Raw genomic sequence first — 21253 nt, 5'->3', positions numbered from 1 at the left:
GATTGGTGGTAGAAAAGTGGATATTAAAAGTCCTCCTCAATGGAGAATCGTGCAGCGCTTTCAGCAGGTTCGGTAGATTTCATCACTCCGGCTTTTTGATAATCACCCACTCGCTTCTCAAAGAAGTTGGTTTTACCCTGAAGTGAGATCATGTCCATAAAATCAAATGGATTGGTGCTGTTCCATACTTTCTCACAGCCTAATTCCATCAATAGACGGTCAGCCACAAATTCGATGTATTGGCACATCAAATCGGAGTTCATACCAATCAATCTCACTGGAAGTGCATCTGTGACGAACTCTTTTTCGATGGCAACAGCGTCCATGATGATTTCCCGTACAGTCTCTTTCGGGAGTTGATTGATGACATGCTTGGTATAAAGGTGGCATGCAAAGTCACAATGAAGACCTTCGTCTCGCGAGATCAATTCATTGGAGAAGGTGAGTCCTGGCATCAAGCCTCTTTTCTTCAACCAGAAAATAGAACAAAAGGAACCAGAGAAGAAGATACCTTCCACTGCTGCAAAAGCGATCAATCTTTCCTGAAAGTTTCCGTTGTCAATCCAGCGAAGTGCCCACTCAGCCTTCTTTTTTACGCAATCGATATGCTCAATAGCATTTAGTAATCGATCTCTTTCTACAGCATCTTTAATGTAGGTGTCAATAAGAAGGGAATAGGTTTCTGAATGGATATTTTCCATGGCAATTTGAAACCCGTAGAAAAATTTGGCTTCCGTATATTGCACTTCTGCTACAAAGTGCTCCGCCAAATTTTCATTAACTATACCGTCGGAGGCTGCAAAAAACGCCAATACATGAGATATAAAATGTCTCTCCCCATCATTGAGATTTTTCCAGTCTGTTAAGTCCTGACTCAAATCGATCTCCTCTGCTGTCCAAAAACTCGCCTCAGCTTTTTTATAGTATTGCCATATATCGGCATGCTGAATCGGGAATAGGACAAATCTGTTTTTGTTCTCCTGCAAAATAGGCTCTTGCTGCATCGTTCTCTTAGTATTTGGTTAACTCAAGTGGAATGGTTTTGGGCCGTTATACTTGTCTTCTGAAGGGCTGGTGAAAGCAAAAGCTGCCTTTTCAGAACAGCTTTCAACAAATATGTAAAGCAAAATCATAAAAAAAAACTTTCACCAGACCTAATTTAGGCCAAAATTGACCTAAGGTCGAAAAAATGATAAAATATTTAAAATCAATTATATAAGATATCATAATGTAACCTATACATCAATTAAAATAGCCATTTTAGCCCTTTTTAATAATTTTCAACAATTTGAAAAAAGTTTTCCACATCAATCTCAGGCATAAAAATTGACCAAGAGTCATAATCCGTTGATAATTTGTTAATTTTTTTAACAGCTGAATCCCAATAGATTGGCTCAATTTTTCCACTGAAGTAAATTCTACAGTTGTCAATCTTAGGATAAAAACGTAAGGAATTTTATGCACAGAATTTGGCTGTATTTATAGCGTAGCTATTTCAAAAGATCAGCCACGCGAAGGAAGTCTGACTTATCAATTTTTATGAAAAGTGATTATTTGGGAATTCCAGTTTAGCAACCCGTTCAAGGAGTTAAAACCTATGGTCTTTGAACAAAATCTTATTTTTCGCTCTACAATTTTAGCCCAATCCCTTTAAATTGAACAGGATATCTAGGATCAAGTGGTTGAAATTTGGGGAAAGTTTTTTTGTTCAATTTTCCTTCTCTATATTTACACTCCGATTTCGATAAATCAATTCTCATGTACGCAATTGTTAACATCGCAGGAAAGCAGTTCAAAGTAACAAAAGATCAGTACGTCTATGCCCCTAAATTGGCAGGCGAAGCTGGCGCTTCCGTCGAATTTGATCAGGTCCTCTTGGCAGAAGCCAATGGCACTGTATCTGTAGGTGCTCCCGTTATTGCTGGAGCCAAGGTGTCCGGGAAAATCCTGGATCATGTAAAAGGTGACAAAGTGATTGTCTTCAAAAAGAAGCGTAGAAAAGGCTACAAAAAGAAGAATGGTCACAGACAAGACTTCACCAAAGTATTGATCGAAAATATTTCACTCTAAGATTTTCCCTGAGGAAATCATAAACGAATAAAACCATGGCACACAAAAAAGGTGTAGGTAGTTCCAAAAACGGTCGTGAGTCACATTCCAAAAGATTGGGTGTGAAAAAATTTGGCGGTGAAGCGGTAATCGCTGGTAACATCATTGTAAGACAAAGAGGTACTAAGCATCATGCAGGCCTAAATGTTGGTGTTGGTAAGGATCATACCTTGTTCGCATTGACTGATGGTGTAGTTGCTTTCAAGACCAAAGCTGACGGTAGATCTTACGTTCACATCGTTCCATCTCAGGCTTAAGTACTACTCACTTAAAGTATCAAAACCTCTTCTTTGGAAGGGGTTTTTTTTTGCCTTTACCTTACTTTTCTTCGCCCTTTATCAATATTTGAATTAAATATTTGATTCAATCAGCTAATTTTTAATTTGAAACCCAATCAACAAGACCTTACATGAATACAAATTTAAAAACAGCCTGGTCTGGCCTACTGCTTATTTTACTGCTGCTTGGCAATTCGTTGTCTGCCCAGCAGATTCCTGATCCCAAAGTCTATGATGCTGTTCAGTGGCGACTGATCGGTCCTTTTCGAGGAGGTCGGGCAGATGCTGTATCAGGCGTCAAAGGTAGTGATAAGACCTACTATTTCGCTTCCACAGGTGGAGGTATCTGGAAAACAACCAATGCGGGACAAACCTGGAAATCTGTCTCCGACGGCTTCTTTGGGGGCTCAATGGGGGCGGTAGCTGTATCAGTGAGCGATACTTCAATAGTCTATGCAGGTGGTGGTGAAAAAACCGTTCGAGGCAATGTTTCTTTCGGTTACGGAATTTGGAAAAGCGCAGATGCAGGAAAGACCTGGTCCCGAGCGGGTCTTGACAAAAGTCGCTTCGTCTCTCGTCTTCGCATTCATCCATCCAATCCCAATGTGGTCTATGCTGCAGTCCTAGGCGATATTTTTAAGCCTGATGCTACCCGTGGCGTTTACAAGACTACCGACGGCGGGGCTACTTGGCAAAAAGTTCTGTTCGTAAATGACGTTTCCGGTGCGGTAGATCTGATTTTGGATCCGAATAATCCCGATGTGATCTATGCGACCACTTGGGAATTGAAACGCACTCCTTATAGCTTGGAAAGCGGTGGTCCCGGTTCCAAGATGTTTAAATCCATTGATGGGGGTAAAACTTGGGATGAACTTTCGGCTAAAGCTACTTTCCCCAAAGGAGTGCTCGGTATCATGGGAGTTACCGTTTCTCCGAAAAACTCCAACCGACTTTACGCCATTATTGAGAATGACAACGGTGGTGTATTTACCTCCAAAGATGCAGGCCAAACCTGGGAACGGGTAAATGAAGACCGAAACCTGCGTCAGCGTGCGTGGTACTATTCCCGAATCTATGCAGATACCCAAGACGAGGAGACCCTTTATGTGCTCAACGTGGATTACCATAAGTCCACAGATGGTGGAAAGACCTTCAAAAACTTCGAAGCTCCTCACGGAGATCACCATGATCTCTGGATTGATCCTGCCAACAATCAGCGAATGATTATTGCCGATGATGGCGGAGCGCAAGTTTCCGAAGACGGTGGGGCGACTTGGTCCACTTATATGAATCAGCCAACCTCTCAGTTTTATCGAGTGACTACGGACAATAGCTTCCCTTATCGAATCTATGGTGCGCAGCAAGACAACTCTACCGTTAGAATCCGTCACCGAAATGATGGTGGAGCGATTACTGAAGCCGATTGGGAGCCTACAGCAGGTGGTGAATCGGGCTGGATTGCTCCTGATCCTTTGGATAATGACATCGTGTATGGCGGTTCGTATGGTGGCCTCTTGACCCGGGAAAATCACCGCAACGGAACTTCCCGAACCGTCAATGTATGGCCTGACAATCCGATGGGCCATGGGGCTGAGGGCATGAAGTACCGGTTCCAGTGGAACTTCCCTATTTTCTTTTCCCCACATAACCCAAAGCTGCTTTACACTACCAGTAATCAGTTTCATCGCTCGACCAATGAAGGCCAAAGCTGGGAGGTTTTTTCTCCTGACCTGACCCGAAATGATAAGAGCAAACTAGGTCCTTCCGGTGGGCCGATCACCAAAGACAATACTTCAGTGGAATATTATGCGACCATCTTTACTGCAGCGGAGTCTCCTGTAAAGCAAGGAATCATCTGGGCGGGTTCGGATGACGGATTGGTGCATGTGACTTTGGATAATGGAAAAACCTGGCAAAATGTGACTCCGAAAGACATGCCGGAGTGGCTGCAAATCAATTCGATCGAGGCCAGTCCATTCGAAGCTGGGGAGGCATATTTTGCGGCAACCGGTTATAAGAGCGGTAACTATGCCCCTTACCTATACAAAACGAAGGATTATGGAAAAACCTGGACCAAGATCGTTTCAGGTATCGAAGCCGAGCATTTTACCCGAGTGGTAAGAGCTGATCCTGTGAAAAAAGGAATGCTCTATACCGGTACCGAGACGGGTATGTATTATTCCAAAGACGATGGGGCTAGCTGGCATTCACTTCAGTTGAATCTGCCGATCGTACCAATCACTGATCTGACCATCAAGGAAAATAACCTCATCGCAGCCACTCAAGGCCGTTCGTTCTGGATCATTGATGATCTGACTGTACTCCATCAGGCTGAGCCAGGAATTGCAAACAAGGCCTTCCATCTCTACAAGCCACAGGATTCATACCGAATCGATGGCGTCAAGCGAAACAGCCTGACCAATGGTTCCAACCGTCCGGGTGGCGTTCTAGTCTATTATTTCCTGAAGGAAAAGCCGAAACAGGAATTGAAAATCGAATTCTTCAATGAGAAAAATGAACGCATCCGCTGGTTTTCCACCAAAGGCGTGAATGGGGATACGCTGAAAGTTAAAGAAGGTGCGGGTGAATTCAACTGGAACCTGAGAGCAGAAAATGCCGAAGGTTTCGATGGACTCATCATGTGGGCAGCCAACCTACGTGGACCTAAGGTAGTTCCGGGAACCTACAAAGTGAAAATGACGGTGGATGGCCAAGCGCAAGAACAAAGCTTCAAGGTATTGGCAGATCCTCGCTATGAATCCACTCAGGCAGAATTGGAAGAACAATACAATTTCCTTTTGGCTGTGCGGGATAAAATCACCGAAACCCATCAGACCATAAAGTTGATTCGGGCGTATCGATCCGAGTTGGATTCACTTTCTACCAAACCTGACAATCTGGAAGCCATCAAAGCTGAAATGCAGGAAATTGAGGAGACGCTCTATCAGACCAAAAATCGAAGTGGTCAGGATCCGCTAAACTATCCAATCAGACTCAATAATAAGCTGGCTCACTTGAGCAGTGTGGTCGGTAATGGAGATTACAAGCCAACCGATCAGTCAGAAGCGGTGAGAAAAGAGCTGACCGAGCAAATAGATGTGCAGCTCGCTCGATTCCGAAAACTGGAGCGGGAGCAGATTTCAAGACTCCTCAATATTGAGGAAATGAAAACCAAGTTGGAAATCAAGAAGTAATGCAAAAGGCCTTCAGAAAACTCTGGAGGCCTTTTTTTGATAATCAGACCTGGCAGGTTTTCGAAACCTGCCAGGTCTTTGTTTTTAAAACAACCTAAACCCCTTAATCTGCTCCAAAAACATCCCCGCACTTGAGGGTGAGAGAATTAGAATAAATGCAATCCCAAATATTGCGCCGTACAAATGGGCGTCGTGATTGATCCCGTCACTGTCCTGCTTTCCTTTGACATAGGAATAGATCAAAAACAAGACTCCGAGGATAAACCCGGGAAGACAGATGATCCCAAACAGGCAAATGTCCGATAAAGGCATGATCACAATACTGGCAAATACCGTCGCTGATGTCCCCCCTGATGCACCCAAAGCTCGGTAATAGCTGGATTTTTGGTACTTGAGATACGTGGGAATGTCAGAGATGATGATCCCTAAGAGGTAAAAGGCCACAAAAAGATATCCGCCTAAGCCTTGACCAAACTGATAGCGCAGGAACATTTCCACCACTCCCCCAAAGAAGTAAAAGGTAAACATGTTGAACAGCAGGTGGATGTAGTCCTTGTGGATAAATCCCGAGAGGACGAATCGATCCCATTGGTTGCGGTGCTTGATCCGGTAGGGGATAAACATCCACCGATCGAGTAGATCGGGACGGTTGAACCCGAGGATGCTGGTAATCACCGTGATCCCAATGATCGCGGTGGTCAAAGTCAATTCCATGGCTTATTTCTCCCGGTGAATCAGGTCTTGGGTGATGGCGTACAGGGCCTGATAGTATTCCTCGTTTTGGAAGTGCAGGCCTTCAAATTGGCTGAAGCCTGCCTCAAAGTAGGATTGCATCTTGGCTTCGGTCAGACTGCGGATGCCGAGTTTTTCGTAAATCGCTTTTACCGCATTTACCTTTTCGACTTTGTCAAATTCCTTCAGCGAAAGCCAATGATTCAGTGATGCCAAATCTTCTCCTTGGGCGAGTTCCAAGGCTTTGATCAAGAGGAAGGTCTTCTTATTTGAAATGATGTCTCCGCCTACTTGCTTGCCAAACTTGGCCTGATCGGCATAGATGTCGAGCAGGTCGTCTTTCAACTGAAAACCGACTCCGATATTCACCCCAAACTCATAGAGCTTTTGTGCATCTTCTTTTTCAGCTCCCGCCAAAATGGCTCCTAGCTGTAGTGCAAAACCCAAGAGAACAGCGGTCTTTAGTCGGATCATATTGATATAATCCGCCTCATGCACAGTTTCGTAGGCTTCAAAGTTCATGTCAAACTGTTGTCCTTCGCAGACTTCCGCTGCCGTCTTATTGAACAGTCGAATCACTTTCGGAAGTAGTTTCGGATCTGTACCCAAGAGCAAATCATAGGCTCTCACGAGCATCACATCTCCGGAAAGAATGGCGATGTTGGCATTCCACTTTTCATGAACTGTAGCCTTTCCTCTTCGCAGGGGAGCATTGTCCATGATGTCGTCATGCATCAGTGTAAAATTGTGAAATACCTCCACGGCAGCGGCCTGAGACAGGATTTCCTCCGGATTTTTTCCATAAATCCCATACGCCAAAAGCGAAAGCAGCGGACGAATCCGCTTGCCTCCCAAGCTCATGATGTAGGTGATCGGTTCGTAAAGTTCGGTGGGTGATTCTCCGAAAGAGTGGGTAGTGATGTGTTGTTCCAGCTTAGTTAAAAGCGCGTGGGCGAGACTTTTTTCTGTCATTTTCTGCAAATTCCAAATCGATGGTTCGACGGTCGATATCGGTGTTAACTACTCTGACCAGTACTTTGTCACCCAAAGTGATCATTTTTTTACTTCTCGTCCCAATCAGGCGCATGTTTCTTTCGTCAAATTCATAGTAATCGTCGTCCATATCCTGCACCCGAATCATGCCTTCGCACTTGGTTTCAGTGATCTCGACGAAGACTCCCCACTCGGTCACGCCACTGACGATGCCCTCGTAATCCTTCTGCTCGGCAAGGGACATGTACTCGACCTGCTTGTATTTGATGGAGGCGCGCTCAGCATCCGCGGCTCGCTTTTCACGCTCGGAAGAATGAACACATTTTTGCTCCCAGGATTCTGCTTCAGGAGATTTGCCTCCCTCTAGGTAATGCTCCAGGAGTCGATGCACCATCATATCTGGGTATCGGCGGATAGGAGAGGTGAAGTGGGTATAGTGGGGGAAAGCCAAACCAAAATGCCCTTTCGGTTCCGTGGTGTATTTGGCTTTGGCCATGCTTCGGATGGCGAGTTGCTCGAGGACATTTTGCTCGGGTTTGCCCTGAATCTCATCCATGAGTTTATTGAGTGCGGCAGAGATTTTCTGCACGTTGGTCACGTCCATTTGATGGCCAAATCGCTTTGCAAAGCCGGAGAAAGTCTCCAAGCGATCCAAATCCGGGCTGTCGTGGGTTCGATAGACAAAGGTGTCGGCTCCCTGATTTTTCCGGTAAATAAACTCGGCTACATACTTATTAGCCAAAAGCATAAACTCCTCGATGAGCTTATGGATGTCTTTGCGCTCTTTGACAAAAAGTCCAAGTGGTGTTCCTTTTTCATCCAGCTTAAACTTCACCTCGACGGTCTCAAAGTTGACTGCGCCTTTGTCAAATCGCTGCTTTCGGATTTTTTTAGCCAACTCATTGAGCAAGGTCAACTCTTGGAAATAATCTCCCGATTGGGTATCGATGCATTCCTGAGCTTCCTCATAGGCATAGCGTCGGTTGGAGTGAATGATAGTCCGGCCGATCCAGTGATTAATCACTTTGGCATTTCGGTCCATTTCAAACACGCATGCAAAAGTCAACTTGTCCTCGTTGGGACGAAGGGAGCAGAGTCCGTTGCTGAGTCGCTCGGGTAGCATGGGGATAGTGCGGTCCACGAGGTAAACGGAAGTGGCCCGGTTAAATGCTTCCTTCTCCAAAGCCGTTTTAGGCTTCACATAATGCGTCACATCGGCGATATGCACGCCGATTTCCAGATTGCCATTTTCAAGTTCCCGATAGGAAATCGCATCGTCAAAGTCCTTGGCATCGACAGGGTCAATGGTGAAAGTAAGGACATCTCTAAAGTCCTTTCGGGCTTTGATTTCCTTGGCAGAGATCTTTTCGGGAATGGCATTCGCTTCTTCGTCGGCCTCTTTGGGATATTCGAAAGGCAATCCAAATTCGGCCATGATGGAGTGGATTTCCACTTCGTGCAAACCGGCCTTGCCGAGGACACGAATGACTTTTCCCGTAGGATTTTTGTCATCTTCTCTCCATTCGGTCAGCTTGACAATGACTTTTTCATTGTGCTCGGCACCCATCAAGTCACCGCGGTGAACAAAGATGTCCTTGTGCATTTTTTTGAAATCGGGGACTACAAATGCAAATCGTGGGGAGATTTCCACCCGACCTACAAATTCGTCACGGTCACGTTCCAAAATTTCCAGCACGCGGCCTTCGGTGCGTCCGGTTTTTCCTTTTACCGGAAAAACCATCACCCGGACTTTGTCCCCATTGAGGGCCTGCTTGAGATCGGCTTCTTTGATCAAAATATCACCTTCTGCCGCTTTCGGATCGTCAGGTATGATAAAGGCAAAGCGTGGATTGACAAAATCCACCGTACCGGTGATGAAGTCTGGATCCTTGGTGGAGGAAAAGTAATTTCTTGCATTTCGGGAGACCTTTCCGGCATCTACCAGTTGGTAAAGCACCGGTTCAACTCCGCCTTTGTTGAGTGCATCCCGGATATCAAGCTGCTTGATGATTTGCTTGGCGTTGTATTCTTGGCCAAAATTGGCATCTAAAAATTGGAGGATTCGTCGGGCCAGTGAAGCGGAATCATTTCCGCTGGAATAGCCCCCTTTATTTTTTTTGGAATGTTTTCTGTCTGATTTTCTTCCCATGAGGGGTGTATTTTTTCTTAAGGTAAAAAGAATTGGATGCTCAACGGCATCAATCCTTGTGATCTTTTTTTGAATCTTCTGCGGGCACAATCTCGATTTCCAGTTCGTCGAGTTGAGGATGCATGGCCATGTAGATTCGTGCGGTCACTTCCACATCTCGTTGGCAGTATTTTTTGATTTTTTCGAGGTCTTTTTCTTTGTAAAAAGTAGCATTGACCTCGCTGCCGTCGATGGATTCCTTGGAGGTAGGAATCCCGAAAACACCCGCCAAGAGCTCTAATCGCGTGTAATATTTGTAATCACCAAAACGCCAAAGCTCCATGGTATCCAAATGCCTCACTTCCCAAGGCTTTTTCCCAGCGATGTGAAGCGGTTCGGGAAGGGCGATCCCATTGATCAGCATGCGTCGGCAGAGGTAGGGAAAGTCAAATTCCTTGCCGTTGTGCGCGCAGAGGATCCATTTTTTCTTCTCTAACAAGGCTTTAAACTCCAGTAAAAGTTCCCTTTCTTCCTCATGCGCAAAAACCTTGGAACGGAAATAGAGCTTTTTCTCTTTCTTTTTGGTCTGAAAAAAGCCCGCACCCACACAGATGACCTGCCCAAATTCGGCATGGATTCCCGCTCGGTCAAAATAGAGGGAACCTGGCTCCGGATTGGGGTTTTCGGTTCGGATCAATTTTTCTTTCTTGAGCCATTCGGGCTGAAGCCGTGGATCGAGGTCCTCAAAGTGTTCGGTTTGCGAAGCAGTCTCAATGTCCAAAAAAAGAATGTCGCTCAGGTGGTCTAAAAAATCTGCCATAGTGAGAAAAGGTTAACTGTGAAGGATGCCCTCCAATCCCAATTCCGGGATCATCCGGAGGTTGACAGGGTCAAAACTGCCCGGAGTAAAGATAAACTTTTTGTCAAAAATCTGATCCAGGATGTAATAGCTGACCCAGAATTCATTCGTTAAGGCAAAGACCGCCGGATTGATGGGTTCCACTTTGGCAACGGACTCAGAACCAAGTTCCTCGATCATGTGCCGAAGGGTGGAAGTTTGTCTTTTTTCCCCGTCCAAAATTCCGTAGCCTTTGGAGGTAACCATCACAGTGCTCAGTTCGATGAGGTTGAGATTGATGAGGTAGACGGCCCATTCGGTACCGGTTGGTTTTTCTTCTTTGGCGATGGCTAGTTTTACTCCTGTGACGGGTGAGAAGTCGATGTCTTTCTTCATTTTACTTCAATCAAATTCATTTTAAAAAGGTCAACTAAGTGTTTTTTGACCTTGTTTTTTGCTTCAGTTTCATCTACTGACTTTCCCAGTTCCAGATGAAGGGAGGTCACAGCTTTGTCATCAATGCCGCAGGGAATGATGTGTCCAAAGTAGGAGAGGTCTGCATTGAGATTAAACGCAAAGCCATGCATAGTCACCCATCGGCTGGATTTTACCCCCATGGCGCAGATTTTACGTGGATTTTTTTGCTCAACATGGTCTAACCATACTCCTGTCAATCCCTCAATCCGTCCAGCTGAGATTCCATAATCTGCCAAAGTCAAAATGATGGCTTCCTCCAATAACCGGAGGTACTTGTGGATGTCGGTGAAGAAATTATCCAAGTCTAAAATCGGATACCCGACCAATTGTCCCGGTCCGTGGTAGGTGATATCACCGCCCCGGTTGATCTTGTAATACGACGCATGGTGCTGCACCAGTCCAGAATCATCCAAAAGCAGATTTTCCGGTTTTCCGCTTTTTCCTAGAGTATAAACATGGGGATGCTCCACAAACAGCAGGTAGTTGGGCGTAATCACTTGCTCCTCGGGAGGGAGATTTCGGTTCTTGATTTTTTGGGCAACGATCTCGGCGAAAATTTTCTCCTGATAATCCCAAGCCTCCTGATAGTCCATGCGGCCTAAGTCTCGGAATTCTACCGTTTTGTTGATATTTTCGTTCATGGGGCTTCCTTCTGGAATTCTTTTTCAACAGCCCTTTTTGCTGTATCGTTCTTCGATTTTTCAAAATTAACCAATAAATCCCATGGCAGAACACAATGACACCGGAAGACTGGCCGAGCAGCTTGCTGCTGATTGGCTGGTGAGTAAAGGTTACGAATTGTTGGATACTAACTATCGGTATGGACATGCCGAGATTGATTTGATCATGAAGTACAAAGGGCTTCTGATTTTCATTGAAGTCAAATTCCGTTCAGGCACGGGGTTTGGCTTCGCAGAGGAGTTTGTTGATTCGACCAAGAAAAAACTGCTTGTCAAGGCTGCCGATCATTATATCCATGAAAAAGACTGGCACAAAGACATCCGTTTTGACATCGTAGGCGTTTACAAAGACCGAAGCGGAAACTTCAATTTTCGACAGTTTGAGGATGCGTTTTATTGAAGGCTTTCGACTTTTTGTCAAGTTATTTGCAGTAAAAGACCGAAGACTGATGAGGGAAAATCGAAGTATGCCAGTATTCAAGATTAAATTGATTTCGAACTTTAAATAAAGTTCTGTTAGTATAGAGTATGTTCCATAATTATTCAATCACCCAATAAAACTCATTTACCCTATGAAAAATTTATTTCTCCTTCTCGTCTTTACTTTATTTTCGGTTGTGGCATTTCCTCAGGATGATGAAAAAGACGAAAAAATCATGGCTGACTCAGAAGATGCCAAGGCTGCATTTATCAAAGATGACTCTGGCATGGCTGACTTCTTTGCGGATTCCTTTGGTTACATTATCCTTCCCAACGTCGGCAAAGGGGCCTGGGGAGTAGGAGCCGCGGCTGGAAATGGAGTTGTTTTTGAAAATGGAAAGCACATCGGCTTTGCCCGGATGACTCAACTTACTATTGGATTCCAGGCCGGAGGGCAGGCGTATTCTGAGGTGGTCTTTTTCGAGACCAAGGAAGCTTTTGAGCGTTTTAAAGAAGGAAAAGTAGAAATGTCAGCTCAAGTATCTGCGGTAGCAGCTGCTTCAGGTGCTTCGGCCAATGCCAAGTATAACGAGGGCGTGTTGGTCTTCACACGAACCAAAAAAGGGTTGATGTATGAAGCGTCGGTAGGAGGGCAGCAGTTTAAGTTTCGAGCCAAGTAATCAATCCCGTCGGTAGACTAGATTGCCTTCTTTGTCCCATTCCGCCCGGATATATGGGCGGAAATTTTTGGTGTAGGGTGCTTCTTGGTATTGGATCTCCCGCTTGCGGATGGCCTTGGTGTTTTTGGTGTCCCAATACTCTGTCCAAAGGCCTACCTTTTCTCCGTATTTGTATTCGCCAGTGACGGCGACTTGTTGATTCTCGTAGAAATGGAAATAATTGCCCTCTTCTAGTCCATATTGAATCGGGATAATTTTTTCTACAGACTTCGAGGTTTCATTGAAATAGGTGATTTTGGATTCCCTTGGCCAGCCTTCGCTGAAATGGGCTTTGTCCTGTAGCACACTTCGATCATCAAAAACCATCCAGGTCTTGTGCTTCATTCCGTAATAAAACATGCCGCTTTCCACGACCGTTTCGTTAACCATTCGCTCGTAAGGGCCGTGAAGGAGGTATCCTTGCCCGGGAGTGAATCCTTCTGTTCGTATTGCTTTTTCTTTGGTGTCAAACCAATACACATCCCGGATATAGGGGTTGGGCTGTCGGTCCGCATCCGTGTAGTTGAAAAATTCCAGGTACTCCTGCCCACGGATGGTTCGACGGGTGTAGCCTTTCATGGTTTTGACGCCGAACCAGATGTTTTTCCTTGCATTTTTCTTCTTCTCTTTTTTTTCCTCCTTTTCTTTATCCTCATCAAAAAGTAAAAGTGGGGCTACTGTAGGAAGAAGCGCTGAACTAACAACTCCTGAAGAATCCGCATCCGCTTTTTTCTCTGCAGCATTCTTTTGGGCAAAAGTGACTTTGCTCACCATCAGGAAAAGGAAGAGAAAAACAGAAAGGTGCTTCATAATCGATGAAGAAACGGCAGGATCAGCCAACTATTTTGTTCAAAAATAACATTCTGTTTGATTTTAACTTGAATTTTCTCATCCCCAACTTCCATTAGAAAAATGTGTAACACCTATCAGGTTTTTCTCCATTGGTTTACTTAATCCCCTATTTCATGATCTATTCCATAGGATTGTTTAGAATTTATAATCTTCTGGCTATTTTTGAGGAATTTGTAAAAAAATCAATCAAAAAATGAATTCTATTCTATCAGATCGCATCCTGAATATGGAAGAGTCGGCGACTCTCGCTATGGCAAAAAAAGCGAGAGAGCTCAAGGCTCAGGGTATTGACATCATCAGTCTCAGCTTGGGGGAGCCGGATTTCAAGACTCCTAAACACATCCAGCAGGCTGCCAAAGATGCGATCGATGAAGGAAAATATTTTGCTTATCCACCAGTGGCAGGGTATCAGGATCTCAGAGAGGCGATCGCTAAAAAGCTCAGAGAAGAAAACAATATTTCTGAAGCTAAAGCCGAACACATCGTGGTGTCTGTGGGGGCCAAGCATTCGATCGCCAATACCTTCATGTGTATCATCAATGAAGGTGATGAGGTGGTAATCTTTTCTCCATATTGGGTGAGCTATGCAGAAATTATCAAGCTTTGTGGAGGTGTACCTGTCTTGATCGAGGGTACGTTGGAAAACAACTTCAAAGCGACAGCAGCACAGTTGGAGGCAGCGATTACGCCAAAAACCAAAGCGGTGATCTATTCTTCTCCTTGTAACCCAACGGGTTCAGTTTTCTCTCAGCAAGAGTTGGAAGCTATCGCGGCAGTAGTGATGAAGCATCCAAACATGGTAGTGATTGCGGATGAGATCTATGAGTTGATCAACTTCACAGGAAAAAACTTCAGCATCGCTTCCCTTCCGGGTATGTTTGAAAGAACGGTGACGGTCAATGGTTTCTCCAAAGGCTATGCCATGACAGGCTGGAGAGTGGGTTACATCTGTGCTCCTTTGGAAATCTCCAAAGCCGTAGAAAAAATGCAGGGACAGTTTACTTCAGGTAATACCGGTATAGCCCAGCGTGCAGCATTGGCAGGTATCGCCGGAGATCAGACCCCTTCTCAGGAGATGGCTGAGCAATATTTGAAGCGTAGAGATTTGGTGTTGGGACTGTTGAGAGATATTCCGGGCATCAAAACTCACGTGCCCGAAGGAGCCTTTTATTTCTTCCCGGATGTGACTGCTTTCTTTGGAAAGTCTGCCCATGGACACAGCGTGGCCAATGCAGATGATCTTTGTCTCTATCTGTTGGCAGTCGCTAACGTATCCTTGGTGACCGGTTCTGCTTTTGGAGCACCTAACTGCGTCCGTATTTCTTACGCAGCATCCGAAGCTGAATTGATTGAAGCAATGAAGCGAATCAAAAAGGCGCTGGGCGATCTAGCCTAATTCGATTGAAAATCTATTCAAATTGCCCCGGCGAAAGTTGGGGCATTTTTTTTTGCCTTGACATAAAGCCCTAATTTTGACCAAATCTTTTCTCATGGCCGAAGTACTCGTCATCACTCCCGTAAAAAACTCCATCGAAACGACCCTTGACACGGCCAAAGCAATCGCTTCTTCTACGGTCAAGGTTCATCATGTCATTTTCAATGACTTCAGTTCGATTGAGACCAAAACGAAATTGGAGGAGAAAAAGGCAGAAATCGGCTACGAATTGATCCATATTGAGGATCTTACCGATCATCCCTCTCCCAATTACAAGTTGGTGCTTCAGCTTTCGCAGAAGCGAGCTCTGAAGGAAAACCTTCCGCTTTTGGTGATCGAATCTGATGTGGTAGTGAAGCCGGATACCATCGAAAAGCTGCTTCAGGCGCTTAATGCTCAATCTAAATTAGGCTTGATCGGCTCCGTGACGGTAGATGAAAGTGGCGTAGTCAATTTCCCTTACCTCAAGTTTAAAGGAGTGAAAGAACCGGTGATCGATACGCAGCGGAGTTTGAGCTTTTGCTGTACGTTGTTCTCTCTTGAGTTTTTGAAAAGCTATGACTTCACAGGCTTGGATGAGGCCAAAGATTGGTATGATACCTTCATTTCAAAGAAAGCAATCGAGCTTGGATTCAAAAACACGGTACTCATGAATACACCTGTTTGGCACCGACCACATGCAAGTCGGCCTTGGAAGCAGCTCAAATACACCAATCCGTTGAAATATTACTTTCTGAAATTCTGGAAGGGGCTGGATAAAATTTAATTAGAGTTTCCCAATTAGCTTCAGCAGCGTATTATATGGCTTGGACCAGGTCCGCTGAAACCGAAGCGGCCCATTTAACTCTCTTTCAAAAAAATCCAGATGTTTGGCATTGAGGTAAGCAATTCGTTCCCGCTTCTTCTGGTTTGTTCCTGTCTTTTTTCGCTTGCTAGTAGGAGTGAGTCGGTATAAAAAACCGACAAAAGGAAGTTGAATCACCTCGCCGCCGTTTTTGAGCATTTTGATCCAAAATTCCCAGTCTTCCCGGCCCATTTTCATGTCTTCCGAGAAGCCCCCGACGGCTTCTGCATCTGATTTTCTGAACAGCGCTGCCACAAAGATCATGTTGTCTTTAGCCAGTTGATGCCGGCTGAAAGGCTTTAGTTTCCAAGGTTTTTGGCTTTGCTCGTTGAATTTGACAGCTTGGCAATAAACTACTTTTACCTCAGGATTGGATTCCAGTGTTTCAATTGCATCTTGGATGTAATTTTCCGCGATGAGATCATCTCCGTCGAGGGGCAAGATATATTTTCCTTTTGCGTGAGCAATCCCATTATTTCTGGCTTTGGCTACGCCTCCGTTGGGTTGGGCGATGACTTGAATTTCGGGGTGGTTGACCTCTAGTTTTTTTGCTATTTCCATTGAGTTGTCGGTAGAGCCGTCATTGACCAAGACGATCTCCAAGGGCCGATAGCTAGAGGCTAGGGCAGATTTCACCGTCTCCTCGAGGTATTTCCCCTGATTGTAGCAAGGGATAATGATAGAGATCAATGGGCGGATCATGCTTGGAAATAGGAAGCAAACTTCCCAAGAGGGGATTTAAGTGCCAACGTATTTGGGCCAAACTTTCTGGTCTTATACCCTTGGGTCTCCAAAAGGGAAAGACAGGATTGGTAGTCGGCAGCATCTAGCCCTACATTTTCAAAAACAATGGCTTGAGGCTGAGTTTGGGCAATGTCAAAAATTCGAATCACCTCCAAGTCATATCCCTCTGCATCGATTTGTAGGAGGTCAATTTTTTTGATCTGGTACGTTGCCATCAAGGTAGCGGGCGAGATGACCTGCACCTGTTCTTCCTCAATCCACTTGCTTTTGTCTGTTGGAATGTCAATTCCAAACCGTTTACAATTGAATGTGACAATGCCATCTTCAAAAGCCTTTTCAATTTTTTCCTTGGAGAATGAAGCTAAACCGGTAGCCCATCTCATGGTCGAAAAGCCGATTTTGTATAGGGGGAGAGAGCCGTCTTGTTTTCCAATAGCTGCGCAAACTGAATGGATTCCTTTGTTTTTGGCGTAGATTTTTTTCAAATACTGATGATAGACATCAGGTTGTGGCTCCAGAAGCACCCCATTCCATTCGTCTCTTTTGATAAACTTGTGGATCGGATCATGAGTAATCCCATCATTGGCCCCTATTTGGATGACCGTGAAATCTCCTTTTTTTGAAAGAGAATACTCACTCAAAAATTCACTTAGAGATCCCTGTTTTGGTTTATAAAAATGGCGATAAAAGCCAATAAATAAGGGATGGTTAGAAGCACTTAAATTGAACCTTAAAGCCTTCCATTTTTCTTGTAATTTTCTTTTTGTCTTAAAAGAGGGAGAATTGGAGGAAGACATAGGAGTGGATTTGCTGGCTTAAGTCAAGAAATGAATTTAATCAATCTTCAAAATTAAGCTTTTTAGCACCAAAGGGGTGTTAATTTTTTTCCTTTAAAGTATTTATATCTAATTGGTAAATCACTCCGGTTTTTTGCCGATTGAATTAAAAATTTCCCTTTTTGTATCAAAAAATACGTTTTGAGGTTCATTCTATAAGACAATTATTTTTTCTTTTTTAAAGAAAAGTGCAAACAAAAATTTGATTAATTAAACTTGAATCGTATTTTCGAAACGGTGATTAACAACTTTTCTCAAGTTTGCTTTTTCTAAAAATGCGATTCCATGGAATCCATTTTTCGAACTCCTTCCTTTGAAAGGGCTTTGGCTAACCCCAAAGCCCTTTTTTATTTACATTTGGTCACCGTTCAATAAACTTTGGTATGCACCACTATTTGCTGTTTGCGTGGATCTTATTTTTTGCCCTATCCAAAGAGAGCCAAGCCCAGTCCAAATTGGATTCTGCCTTTATCGATTACGATGAAGAGGTGATGGTGACTCGATTTTACTTTTCCAAAAAATTCACCGATTTCAAAATTCCACAAATGGAGGTCAGGTATCGACCAAACTCAGGTTTAAATACCGGGATTGGATTCACTTACCAGCGTTTTACTTTGAATGTGGCCGTTCCCCTATCTTTTCTGAACCCCAATCGGGAAAGGGATTTTCCCGGATTTCTGGACCTTCAAGGACACTTTTACCCTGTGAATTGGATGGTGGATTTCTTTGGGCAGTTTTATAGTGGGTATAAAATCCCGGATTGGCAGGGGAGCGGCAGGTCATATCTTAGACCGGATATTGGGTTGTTGAAAGTAGGGGCTCATGTCAATTACATCTTTTTTGGAGACCGGATTTCCATCAATGCGGCCATGCATCAATCAGAGATTCAAAAGAAATCGGCAATTTCTCCATTGGTTGGGTTTGAGGTTTATCGGGCAAGGGTATCCGGAGATTCTTTGATTATTCCGCAAGAGTTGACTCCTGATTTTAATTATTCACGGGCTGATTTTTTGCATCTGGGACCTAATGTTGGTGTCTTAGGAACCCTTGTTTTTGGCAAAGGATTTTTCGCTACCGGGGCACTTTCAGGAAATATAGGTGCGGGTCATTCCTGGCTAGAAGGAGGAAATGGAATAAGAGAGAGCGATTGGAGCATTCTCTTGGGGTACCATTTTAGAGGCTACATCGGGTACAATGGTTCGAAGTTTGGATTTAATCTCAACTACGTTTACAAAAATCTCAATCTGAATCCTGTCAGAGAGCTAGAGCAGTCTGCTGACACAGGCAATTATCGACTCAACCTTGTTTATAAAATTCGCCCAGGAAAAAAGTTTGCCAAGACCTTTGACAGATTCAATCCGACTAGAATTCTTTGAAATTGGTCGGGAGGCGAAAGAAGAATTTTTAGCTTTGAATTCTAATCAATTCCCTTTTCTATGAACGATCCATTTGGTATTCATCAAAGTCTCAAAAATCTTGGCATCAATCCGACTAACCTTGGTTCTTCGACCGGGTTGACATGGTTGGATTCAGGTGAAAGCTATTTTTCTTCAGATTCTCCTGTGGATGGTCAAGTCATCGCAAAAGTTCAAGAGGCATCCGAAGACACCTATGAAGCGATAATTGCTCAGGCATCGGTAGCTTTTGAGAAATGGAGACTAGTGCCTGCTCCGCATCGGGGCGAGATCGTGAGAGAAATCGGCAATGCACTCCGTGAAGTCAAAGCCGATCTAGGCAAACTCGTCTCCTACGAGATGGGTAAATCCTATCAGGAAGGATTAGGCGAAGTGCAAGAGATGATCGATATCTGTGATTTTGCTGTGGGGCTCTCTAGGCAACTTTATGGATTGACCATGCATTCGGAGAGGCCTGGACACCGGATGTACGAGCAATGGCATCCGTTGGGGATTGTAGGGATCATATCTGCATTCAATTTTCCTGTCGCTGTATGGTCTTGGAATGCAGCGTTAGCTTGGGTCTGCGGAGATGTCTGTCTCTGGAAACCTTCGGAAAAGGCACCGCTTTCTGGAATCGCTTGCCAGCATATTGTTGCCAAGATTTTTGAGAAGCATGGATTCCCTGAGGGTATTTCCAATTTGATCATAGGTGATTATAAAATCGGTGAGCTGATATCTCATGACTCGAGAGTTCCTTTGGTATCTGCGACCGGATCTACTCGGATGGGTAAATTGGTGGGAAAAGCTGTAGGTGAACGATTGGGGAGATCCTTGCTTGAATTGGGAGGAAACAATGCGATCATCATCACCGAAAATGCCGACTTGGATATGGCAATCCGCGGAGCGCTTTTCGGAGCAGTGGGTACAGCCGGGCAGCGATGCACTACGACCCGCCGCCTCATCATTCATTCCAATGTATATGAGGAGGTAAAGAGTAGGCTGGCTACTGCCTATTCCAAACTGATTATTGGTAACCCTTTGGACGAAAAAAATCATGTAGGCCCGCTCATTGATCAGGATGCGGTAAAAAATTACCTCTCTGCAATTGAAAGAGTGAAGGCAGAAGGAGGAAAACCTGTAGTTGAGGGTGAAGTCCTCTCAGGTGATGGGTTTGAGTCGGGATGCTATGTGAAGCCTGCCATCTATGAAGCCGAAAATCACTTCGAAATCGTGCAGCATGAGACATTTGCACCGATTCTTTATTTGATCAAATACCACACCTTGGCAGAAGCCATTTCCATACAGAATGGTGTGCCTCAAGGCCTTTCTTCAGCGATCATGACCACCAACATGCGTGAAGCTGAGGCTTTCTTGTCAGTAGCCGGTTCGGATTGCGGTATTGCCAATGTCAATATTGGAACTTCAGGCGCTGAAATTGGGGGAGCATTTGGAGGAGAAAAGGAAACCGGTGGTGGGAGAGAATCAGGTTCTGATGCTTGGAAAGCCTACATGCGCCGACAGACCAATACAATCAATTATTCAACTGCATTGCCTTTGGCTCAAGGGATCAAGTTTGATATCTAGACGTCCTACTGCCCTGTGATAATTACTTCACAGGGCTTTTTTTTGACTTTTTGGGCTTTCATCTGAAAGGAATTTCTTTAATTCCTCCAGTCGATTCTTTTCTTCCTCAGAAATTTTAGGGTAACTCAATTCCAGGTCTTCCAATGCTTTGATCATGGCCGAGGCCACTGCTAAGCGGGCATAGATTTTATTGTCCGCGGGGATGACGTACCAAGGCGCTTCCTTGGTGGCCGTTTTGCGGATCATTTCCTCATACACCTGCATGTATTCATTCCAGTATCCTCTCTCTTTAATATCATCATAGCTAAGTTTCCAGTTTTTGGAGGGTTCGTTGATGCGTTCCAGAAATCTGGCTTTTTGCTCCTCTTCTGATAGGTTGAGAAAAATTTTGATCACTTTGGTACCGTTTCTACTGAGGTGTTTTTCAAAATTTCGGATGTCTTCCATGCGTTCATCCCAAATTTTTTTGGTAATCAATTTGGAAGGAAGTCGTTGTTTCTGAAGCAGATGGTTGTGAACTCTGACTACCAGGACCTCTTCGTAGTAGGATCTGTTGAAAATTCCGATGCGGCCTCTTTCAGGTAGTTTTTTGATACATCTCCAAAGGAAATCATGATCCAATTCTTCATTGCTTGGGGCTTTGAAGGATGAGACTTGGCAACCTTGAGGGTTGATACCTGACATCACATGCTTGATGGCACCATCTTTTCCAGCGGCATCCATTGCCTGAAAAATTACCAGAAGAGACCAATTATCCTGGGCATAAAGTACCTCCTGCAAATGAGAAAGCATTTCAATTCCTTTTTCAAGGGCCTCTTTCATGATTGGTTTATCACTTGGGCCAAATGGAATTGTAGGATGGGTAGAATAATCTGAAAGTTTAAAATTTTCACCCTTTTCAATTTTGTAGGGTTTGGAGATTTTACCTCCGTGCTTGATGAAATCTAGCTTTTTCAGATTGGGGGTTTTTGGGTTATTTTTTTTCTTCATTTT

At 44.4% G+C, this 21253-nt stretch carries 20 protein-coding genes; 9 read left to right on the top strand and 11 right to left on the bottom strand.

Going from position 1 to position 21253, the window contains the following annotated elements:
• Window positions 1-23: 23 nt before the first annotated feature.
• Complete coding sequence (locus tag ACFPIK_RS11295; RefSeq protein WP_377915276.1) at window positions 24-1004, bottom strand: ribonucleoside-diphosphate reductase small subunit; 981 nt, start codon at window positions 1002-1004, stop codon at window positions 24-26.
• Between the two features lie 754 nt (window positions 1005-1758).
• Between ACFPIK_RS11295 and rplU the strand changes: the two genes are divergently transcribed.
• The 3 genes from rplU to ACFPIK_RS11280 all read left to right on the top strand — a co-directional run bounded on the left by rplU (window position 1759) and on the right by ACFPIK_RS11280 (window position 5581).
• A complete protein-coding gene (rplU, locus tag ACFPIK_RS11290; protein WP_187175406.1) occupies window positions 1759-2070 on the top strand; it encodes a 50S ribosomal protein L21 in 312 nt (103 codons plus the stop codon).
• A gap of 35 nt (window positions 2071-2105) precedes the next feature.
• Window positions 2106-2366, top strand: coding sequence for a 50S ribosomal protein L27 (gene rpmA / locus ACFPIK_RS11285; RefSeq protein ID WP_187175407.1), 261 nt, complete (start codon window positions 2106-2108; stop codon window positions 2364-2366).
• 152 nt (window positions 2367-2518) lie between these two features.
• Entirely contained in the window at window positions 2519-5581 is a 3063-nt protein-coding gene (locus tag ACFPIK_RS11280) for a WD40/YVTN/BNR-like repeat-containing protein (RefSeq protein WP_377915273.1), read from the top strand.
• Window positions 5582-5665: 84 nt separating this feature from the next.
• On the opposite strand, the gene ACFPIK_RS11275 is transcribed toward ACFPIK_RS11280, so the two are convergent.
• From ACFPIK_RS11275 to lipB, 6 genes are read right to left on the bottom strand one after another with little or no spacing between them, the layout of a single operon-like run.
• Complete coding sequence (locus tag ACFPIK_RS11275; RefSeq protein WP_377915271.1) at window positions 5666-6295, bottom strand: rhomboid family intramembrane serine protease; 630 nt, start codon at window positions 6293-6295, stop codon at window positions 5666-5668.
• 3 nt (window positions 6296-6298) lie between these two features.
• A complete protein-coding gene (locus ACFPIK_RS11270) occupies window positions 6299-7285 on the bottom strand; it encodes a polyprenyl synthetase family protein (RefSeq protein WP_377915269.1) in 987 nt (328 codons plus the stop codon).
• Entirely contained in the window at window positions 7248-9455 is a 2208-nt protein-coding gene (rnr, locus tag ACFPIK_RS11265; RefSeq protein WP_377915267.1) for a ribonuclease R, read from the bottom strand. Before rnr ends, ACFPIK_RS11270 begins: the two co-directional genes overlap by 38 nt.
• 49 nt (window positions 9456-9504) lie before the next feature.
• A complete protein-coding gene (locus ACFPIK_RS11260; protein ID WP_377915266.1) occupies window positions 9505-10254 on the bottom strand; it encodes a 3'-5' exonuclease in 750 nt (249 codons plus the stop codon).
• A 12-nt stretch (window positions 10255-10266) separates the two neighbouring features.
• On the bottom strand, window positions 10267-10668 hold the full coding sequence (locus ACFPIK_RS11255; protein ID WP_377915264.1) for a hypothetical protein: 402 nt from the start codon (window positions 10666-10668) through the stop codon (window positions 10267-10269).
• A complete protein-coding gene (lipB, locus tag ACFPIK_RS11250; RefSeq protein ID WP_377915262.1) occupies window positions 10665-11390 on the bottom strand; it encodes a lipoyl(octanoyl) transferase LipB in 726 nt (241 codons plus the stop codon). Before lipB ends, ACFPIK_RS11255 begins: the two co-directional genes overlap by 4 nt.
• Before the next feature lie 82 nt (window positions 11391-11472).
• Between lipB and ACFPIK_RS11245 the strand changes: the two genes are divergently transcribed.
• Both ACFPIK_RS11245 and ACFPIK_RS11240 read left to right on the top strand, forming a co-directional pair.
• Window positions 11473-11829 (top strand): YraN family protein, encoded by a 357-nt coding sequence (locus ACFPIK_RS11245; protein WP_377915260.1) that lies wholly within the window; start codon window positions 11473-11475, stop codon window positions 11827-11829.
• 172 nt (window positions 11830-12001) lie between these two features.
• Complete coding sequence (locus ACFPIK_RS11240) at window positions 12002-12529, top strand: YSC84-related protein (RefSeq protein ID WP_377915259.1); 528 nt, start codon at window positions 12002-12004, stop codon at window positions 12527-12529.
• On the opposite strand, the gene ACFPIK_RS11235 is transcribed toward ACFPIK_RS11240, so the two are convergent.
• Window positions 12530-13378 (bottom strand): toxin-antitoxin system YwqK family antitoxin, encoded by an 849-nt coding sequence (locus ACFPIK_RS11235; protein WP_377915257.1) that lies wholly within the window; start codon window positions 13376-13378, stop codon window positions 12530-12532.
• Window positions 13379-13613: 235 nt separating this feature from the next.
• On the opposite strand from ACFPIK_RS11235, the gene ACFPIK_RS11230 reads away from it, so the two are divergent.
• Both ACFPIK_RS11230 and ACFPIK_RS11225 read left to right on the top strand, forming a co-directional pair.
• On the top strand, window positions 13614-14816 hold the full coding sequence (locus tag ACFPIK_RS11230; protein ID WP_377915255.1) for a pyridoxal phosphate-dependent aminotransferase: 1203 nt from the start codon (window positions 13614-13616) through the stop codon (window positions 14814-14816).
• A gap of 94 nt (window positions 14817-14910) precedes the next feature.
• Window positions 14911-15621, top strand: a complete 711-nt coding sequence (locus ACFPIK_RS11225; RefSeq protein ID WP_377915253.1) for a glycosyltransferase family 2 protein — start codon at window positions 14911-14913, stop codon at window positions 15619-15621.
• Here ACFPIK_RS11225 and ACFPIK_RS11220 read toward each other — a convergent pair whose 3' ends face one another.
• Entirely contained in the window at window positions 15622-16401 is a 780-nt protein-coding gene (locus tag ACFPIK_RS11220; RefSeq protein ID WP_377915252.1) for a glycosyltransferase family 2 protein, read from the bottom strand. It abuts the gene before it with no gap.
• Window positions 16398-17084, bottom strand: a complete 687-nt coding sequence (locus ACFPIK_RS11215) for an FkbM family methyltransferase (RefSeq protein ID WP_377915251.1) — start codon at window positions 17082-17084, stop codon at window positions 16398-16400. Before ACFPIK_RS11215 ends, ACFPIK_RS11220 begins: the two co-directional genes overlap by 4 nt.
• Before the next feature lie 578 nt (window positions 17085-17662).
• Here ACFPIK_RS11215 and ACFPIK_RS11210 point away from each other — a divergent pair.
• Window positions 17663-18655, top strand: a complete 993-nt coding sequence (locus tag ACFPIK_RS11210; protein ID WP_377915250.1) for a DUF4421 family protein — start codon at window positions 17663-17665, stop codon at window positions 18653-18655.
• 60 nt (window positions 18656-18715) lie between these two features.
• On the top strand, window positions 18716-20260 hold the full coding sequence (gene amaB, locus ACFPIK_RS11205; protein ID WP_377915248.1) for an L-piperidine-6-carboxylate dehydrogenase: 1545 nt from the start codon (window positions 18716-18718) through the stop codon (window positions 20258-20260).
• Between the two features lie 27 nt (window positions 20261-20287).
• On the opposite strand, the gene ACFPIK_RS11200 is transcribed toward amaB, so the two are convergent.
• The gene (locus ACFPIK_RS11200; protein WP_377915246.1) at window positions 20288-21250 is read right to left on the bottom strand and encodes a polyphosphate kinase 2 family protein; all 963 of its coding nucleotides are present in this window, start codon (window positions 21248-21250) and stop codon (window positions 20288-20290) included.
• Window positions 21251-21253 lie beyond the last annotated feature (3 nt).

This window comes from Algoriphagus aquatilis, from assembly GCF_042657405.1.
GTDB lineage: Bacteria > Bacteroidota > Bacteroidia > Cytophagales > Cyclobacteriaceae > Algoriphagus > Algoriphagus aquatilis.
The sequence above is the reverse complement of the archived record's forward strand: the minus strand, read 5'-3'. Positions and strand labels throughout refer to the sequence as shown.

Excerpts from the sequence above, each read along its gene's own strand:
- ACFPIK_RS11295 (WP_377915276.1), bottom strand. The coding sequence starts at position 1,004 with ATGCAGCAAGAGCCTATTTTGCAGGAGAACAAAAACAGATTTGTCCTA.
- rplU (WP_187175406.1), top strand. The coding sequence starts at position 1,759 with ATGTACGCAATTGTTAACATCGCAGGAAAGCAGTTCAAAGTAACAAAA.
- rpmA (WP_187175407.1), top strand. The coding sequence starts at position 2,106 with ATGGCACACAAAAAAGGTGTAGGTAGTTCCAAAAACGGTCGTGAGTCA.
- ACFPIK_RS11280 (WP_377915273.1), top strand. The coding sequence starts at position 2,519 with ATGAATACAAATTTAAAAACAGCCTGGTCTGGCCTACTGCTTATTTTA.
- ACFPIK_RS11275 (WP_377915271.1), bottom strand. The coding sequence starts at position 6,295 with ATGGAATTGACTTTGACCACCGCGATCATTGGGATCACGGTGATTACC.
- ACFPIK_RS11270 (WP_377915269.1), bottom strand. The coding sequence starts at position 7,285 with ATGACAGAAAAAAGTCTCGCCCACGCGCTTTTAACTAAGCTGGAACAA.
- rnr (WP_377915267.1), bottom strand. The coding sequence starts at position 9,455 with ATGGGAAGAAAATCAGACAGAAAACATTCCAAAAAAAATAAAGGGGGC.
- ACFPIK_RS11260 (WP_377915266.1), bottom strand. The coding sequence starts at position 10,254 with ATGGCAGATTTTTTAGACCACCTGAGCGACATTCTTTTTTTGGACATT.
- ACFPIK_RS11255 (WP_377915264.1), bottom strand. The coding sequence starts at position 10,668 with ATGAAGAAAGACATCGACTTCTCACCCGTCACAGGAGTAAAACTAGCC.
- lipB (WP_377915262.1), bottom strand. The coding sequence starts at position 11,390 with ATGAACGAAAATATCAACAAAACGGTAGAATTCCGAGACTTAGGCCGC.
- ACFPIK_RS11245 (WP_377915260.1), top strand. The coding sequence starts at position 11,473 with ATGGCAGAACACAATGACACCGGAAGACTGGCCGAGCAGCTTGCTGCT.
- ACFPIK_RS11240 (WP_377915259.1), top strand. The coding sequence starts at position 12,002 with ATGAAAAATTTATTTCTCCTTCTCGTCTTTACTTTATTTTCGGTTGTG.
- ACFPIK_RS11235 (WP_377915257.1), bottom strand. The coding sequence starts at position 13,378 with ATGAAGCACCTTTCTGTTTTTCTCTTCCTTTTCCTGATGGTGAGCAAA.
- ACFPIK_RS11230 (WP_377915255.1), top strand. The coding sequence starts at position 13,614 with ATGAATTCTATTCTATCAGATCGCATCCTGAATATGGAAGAGTCGGCG.
- ACFPIK_RS11225 (WP_377915253.1), top strand. The coding sequence starts at position 14,911 with ATGGCCGAAGTACTCGTCATCACTCCCGTAAAAAACTCCATCGAAACG.
- ACFPIK_RS11220 (WP_377915252.1), bottom strand. The coding sequence starts at position 16,401 with ATGATCCGCCCATTGATCTCTATCATTATCCCTTGCTACAATCAGGGG.
- ACFPIK_RS11210 (WP_377915250.1), top strand. The coding sequence starts at position 17,663 with ATGCACCACTATTTGCTGTTTGCGTGGATCTTATTTTTTGCCCTATCC.
- amaB (WP_377915248.1), top strand. The coding sequence starts at position 18,716 with ATGAACGATCCATTTGGTATTCATCAAAGTCTCAAAAATCTTGGCATC.
- ACFPIK_RS11200 (WP_377915246.1), bottom strand. The coding sequence starts at position 21,250 with ATGAAGAAAAAAAATAACCCAAAAACCCCCAATCTGAAAAAGCTAGAT.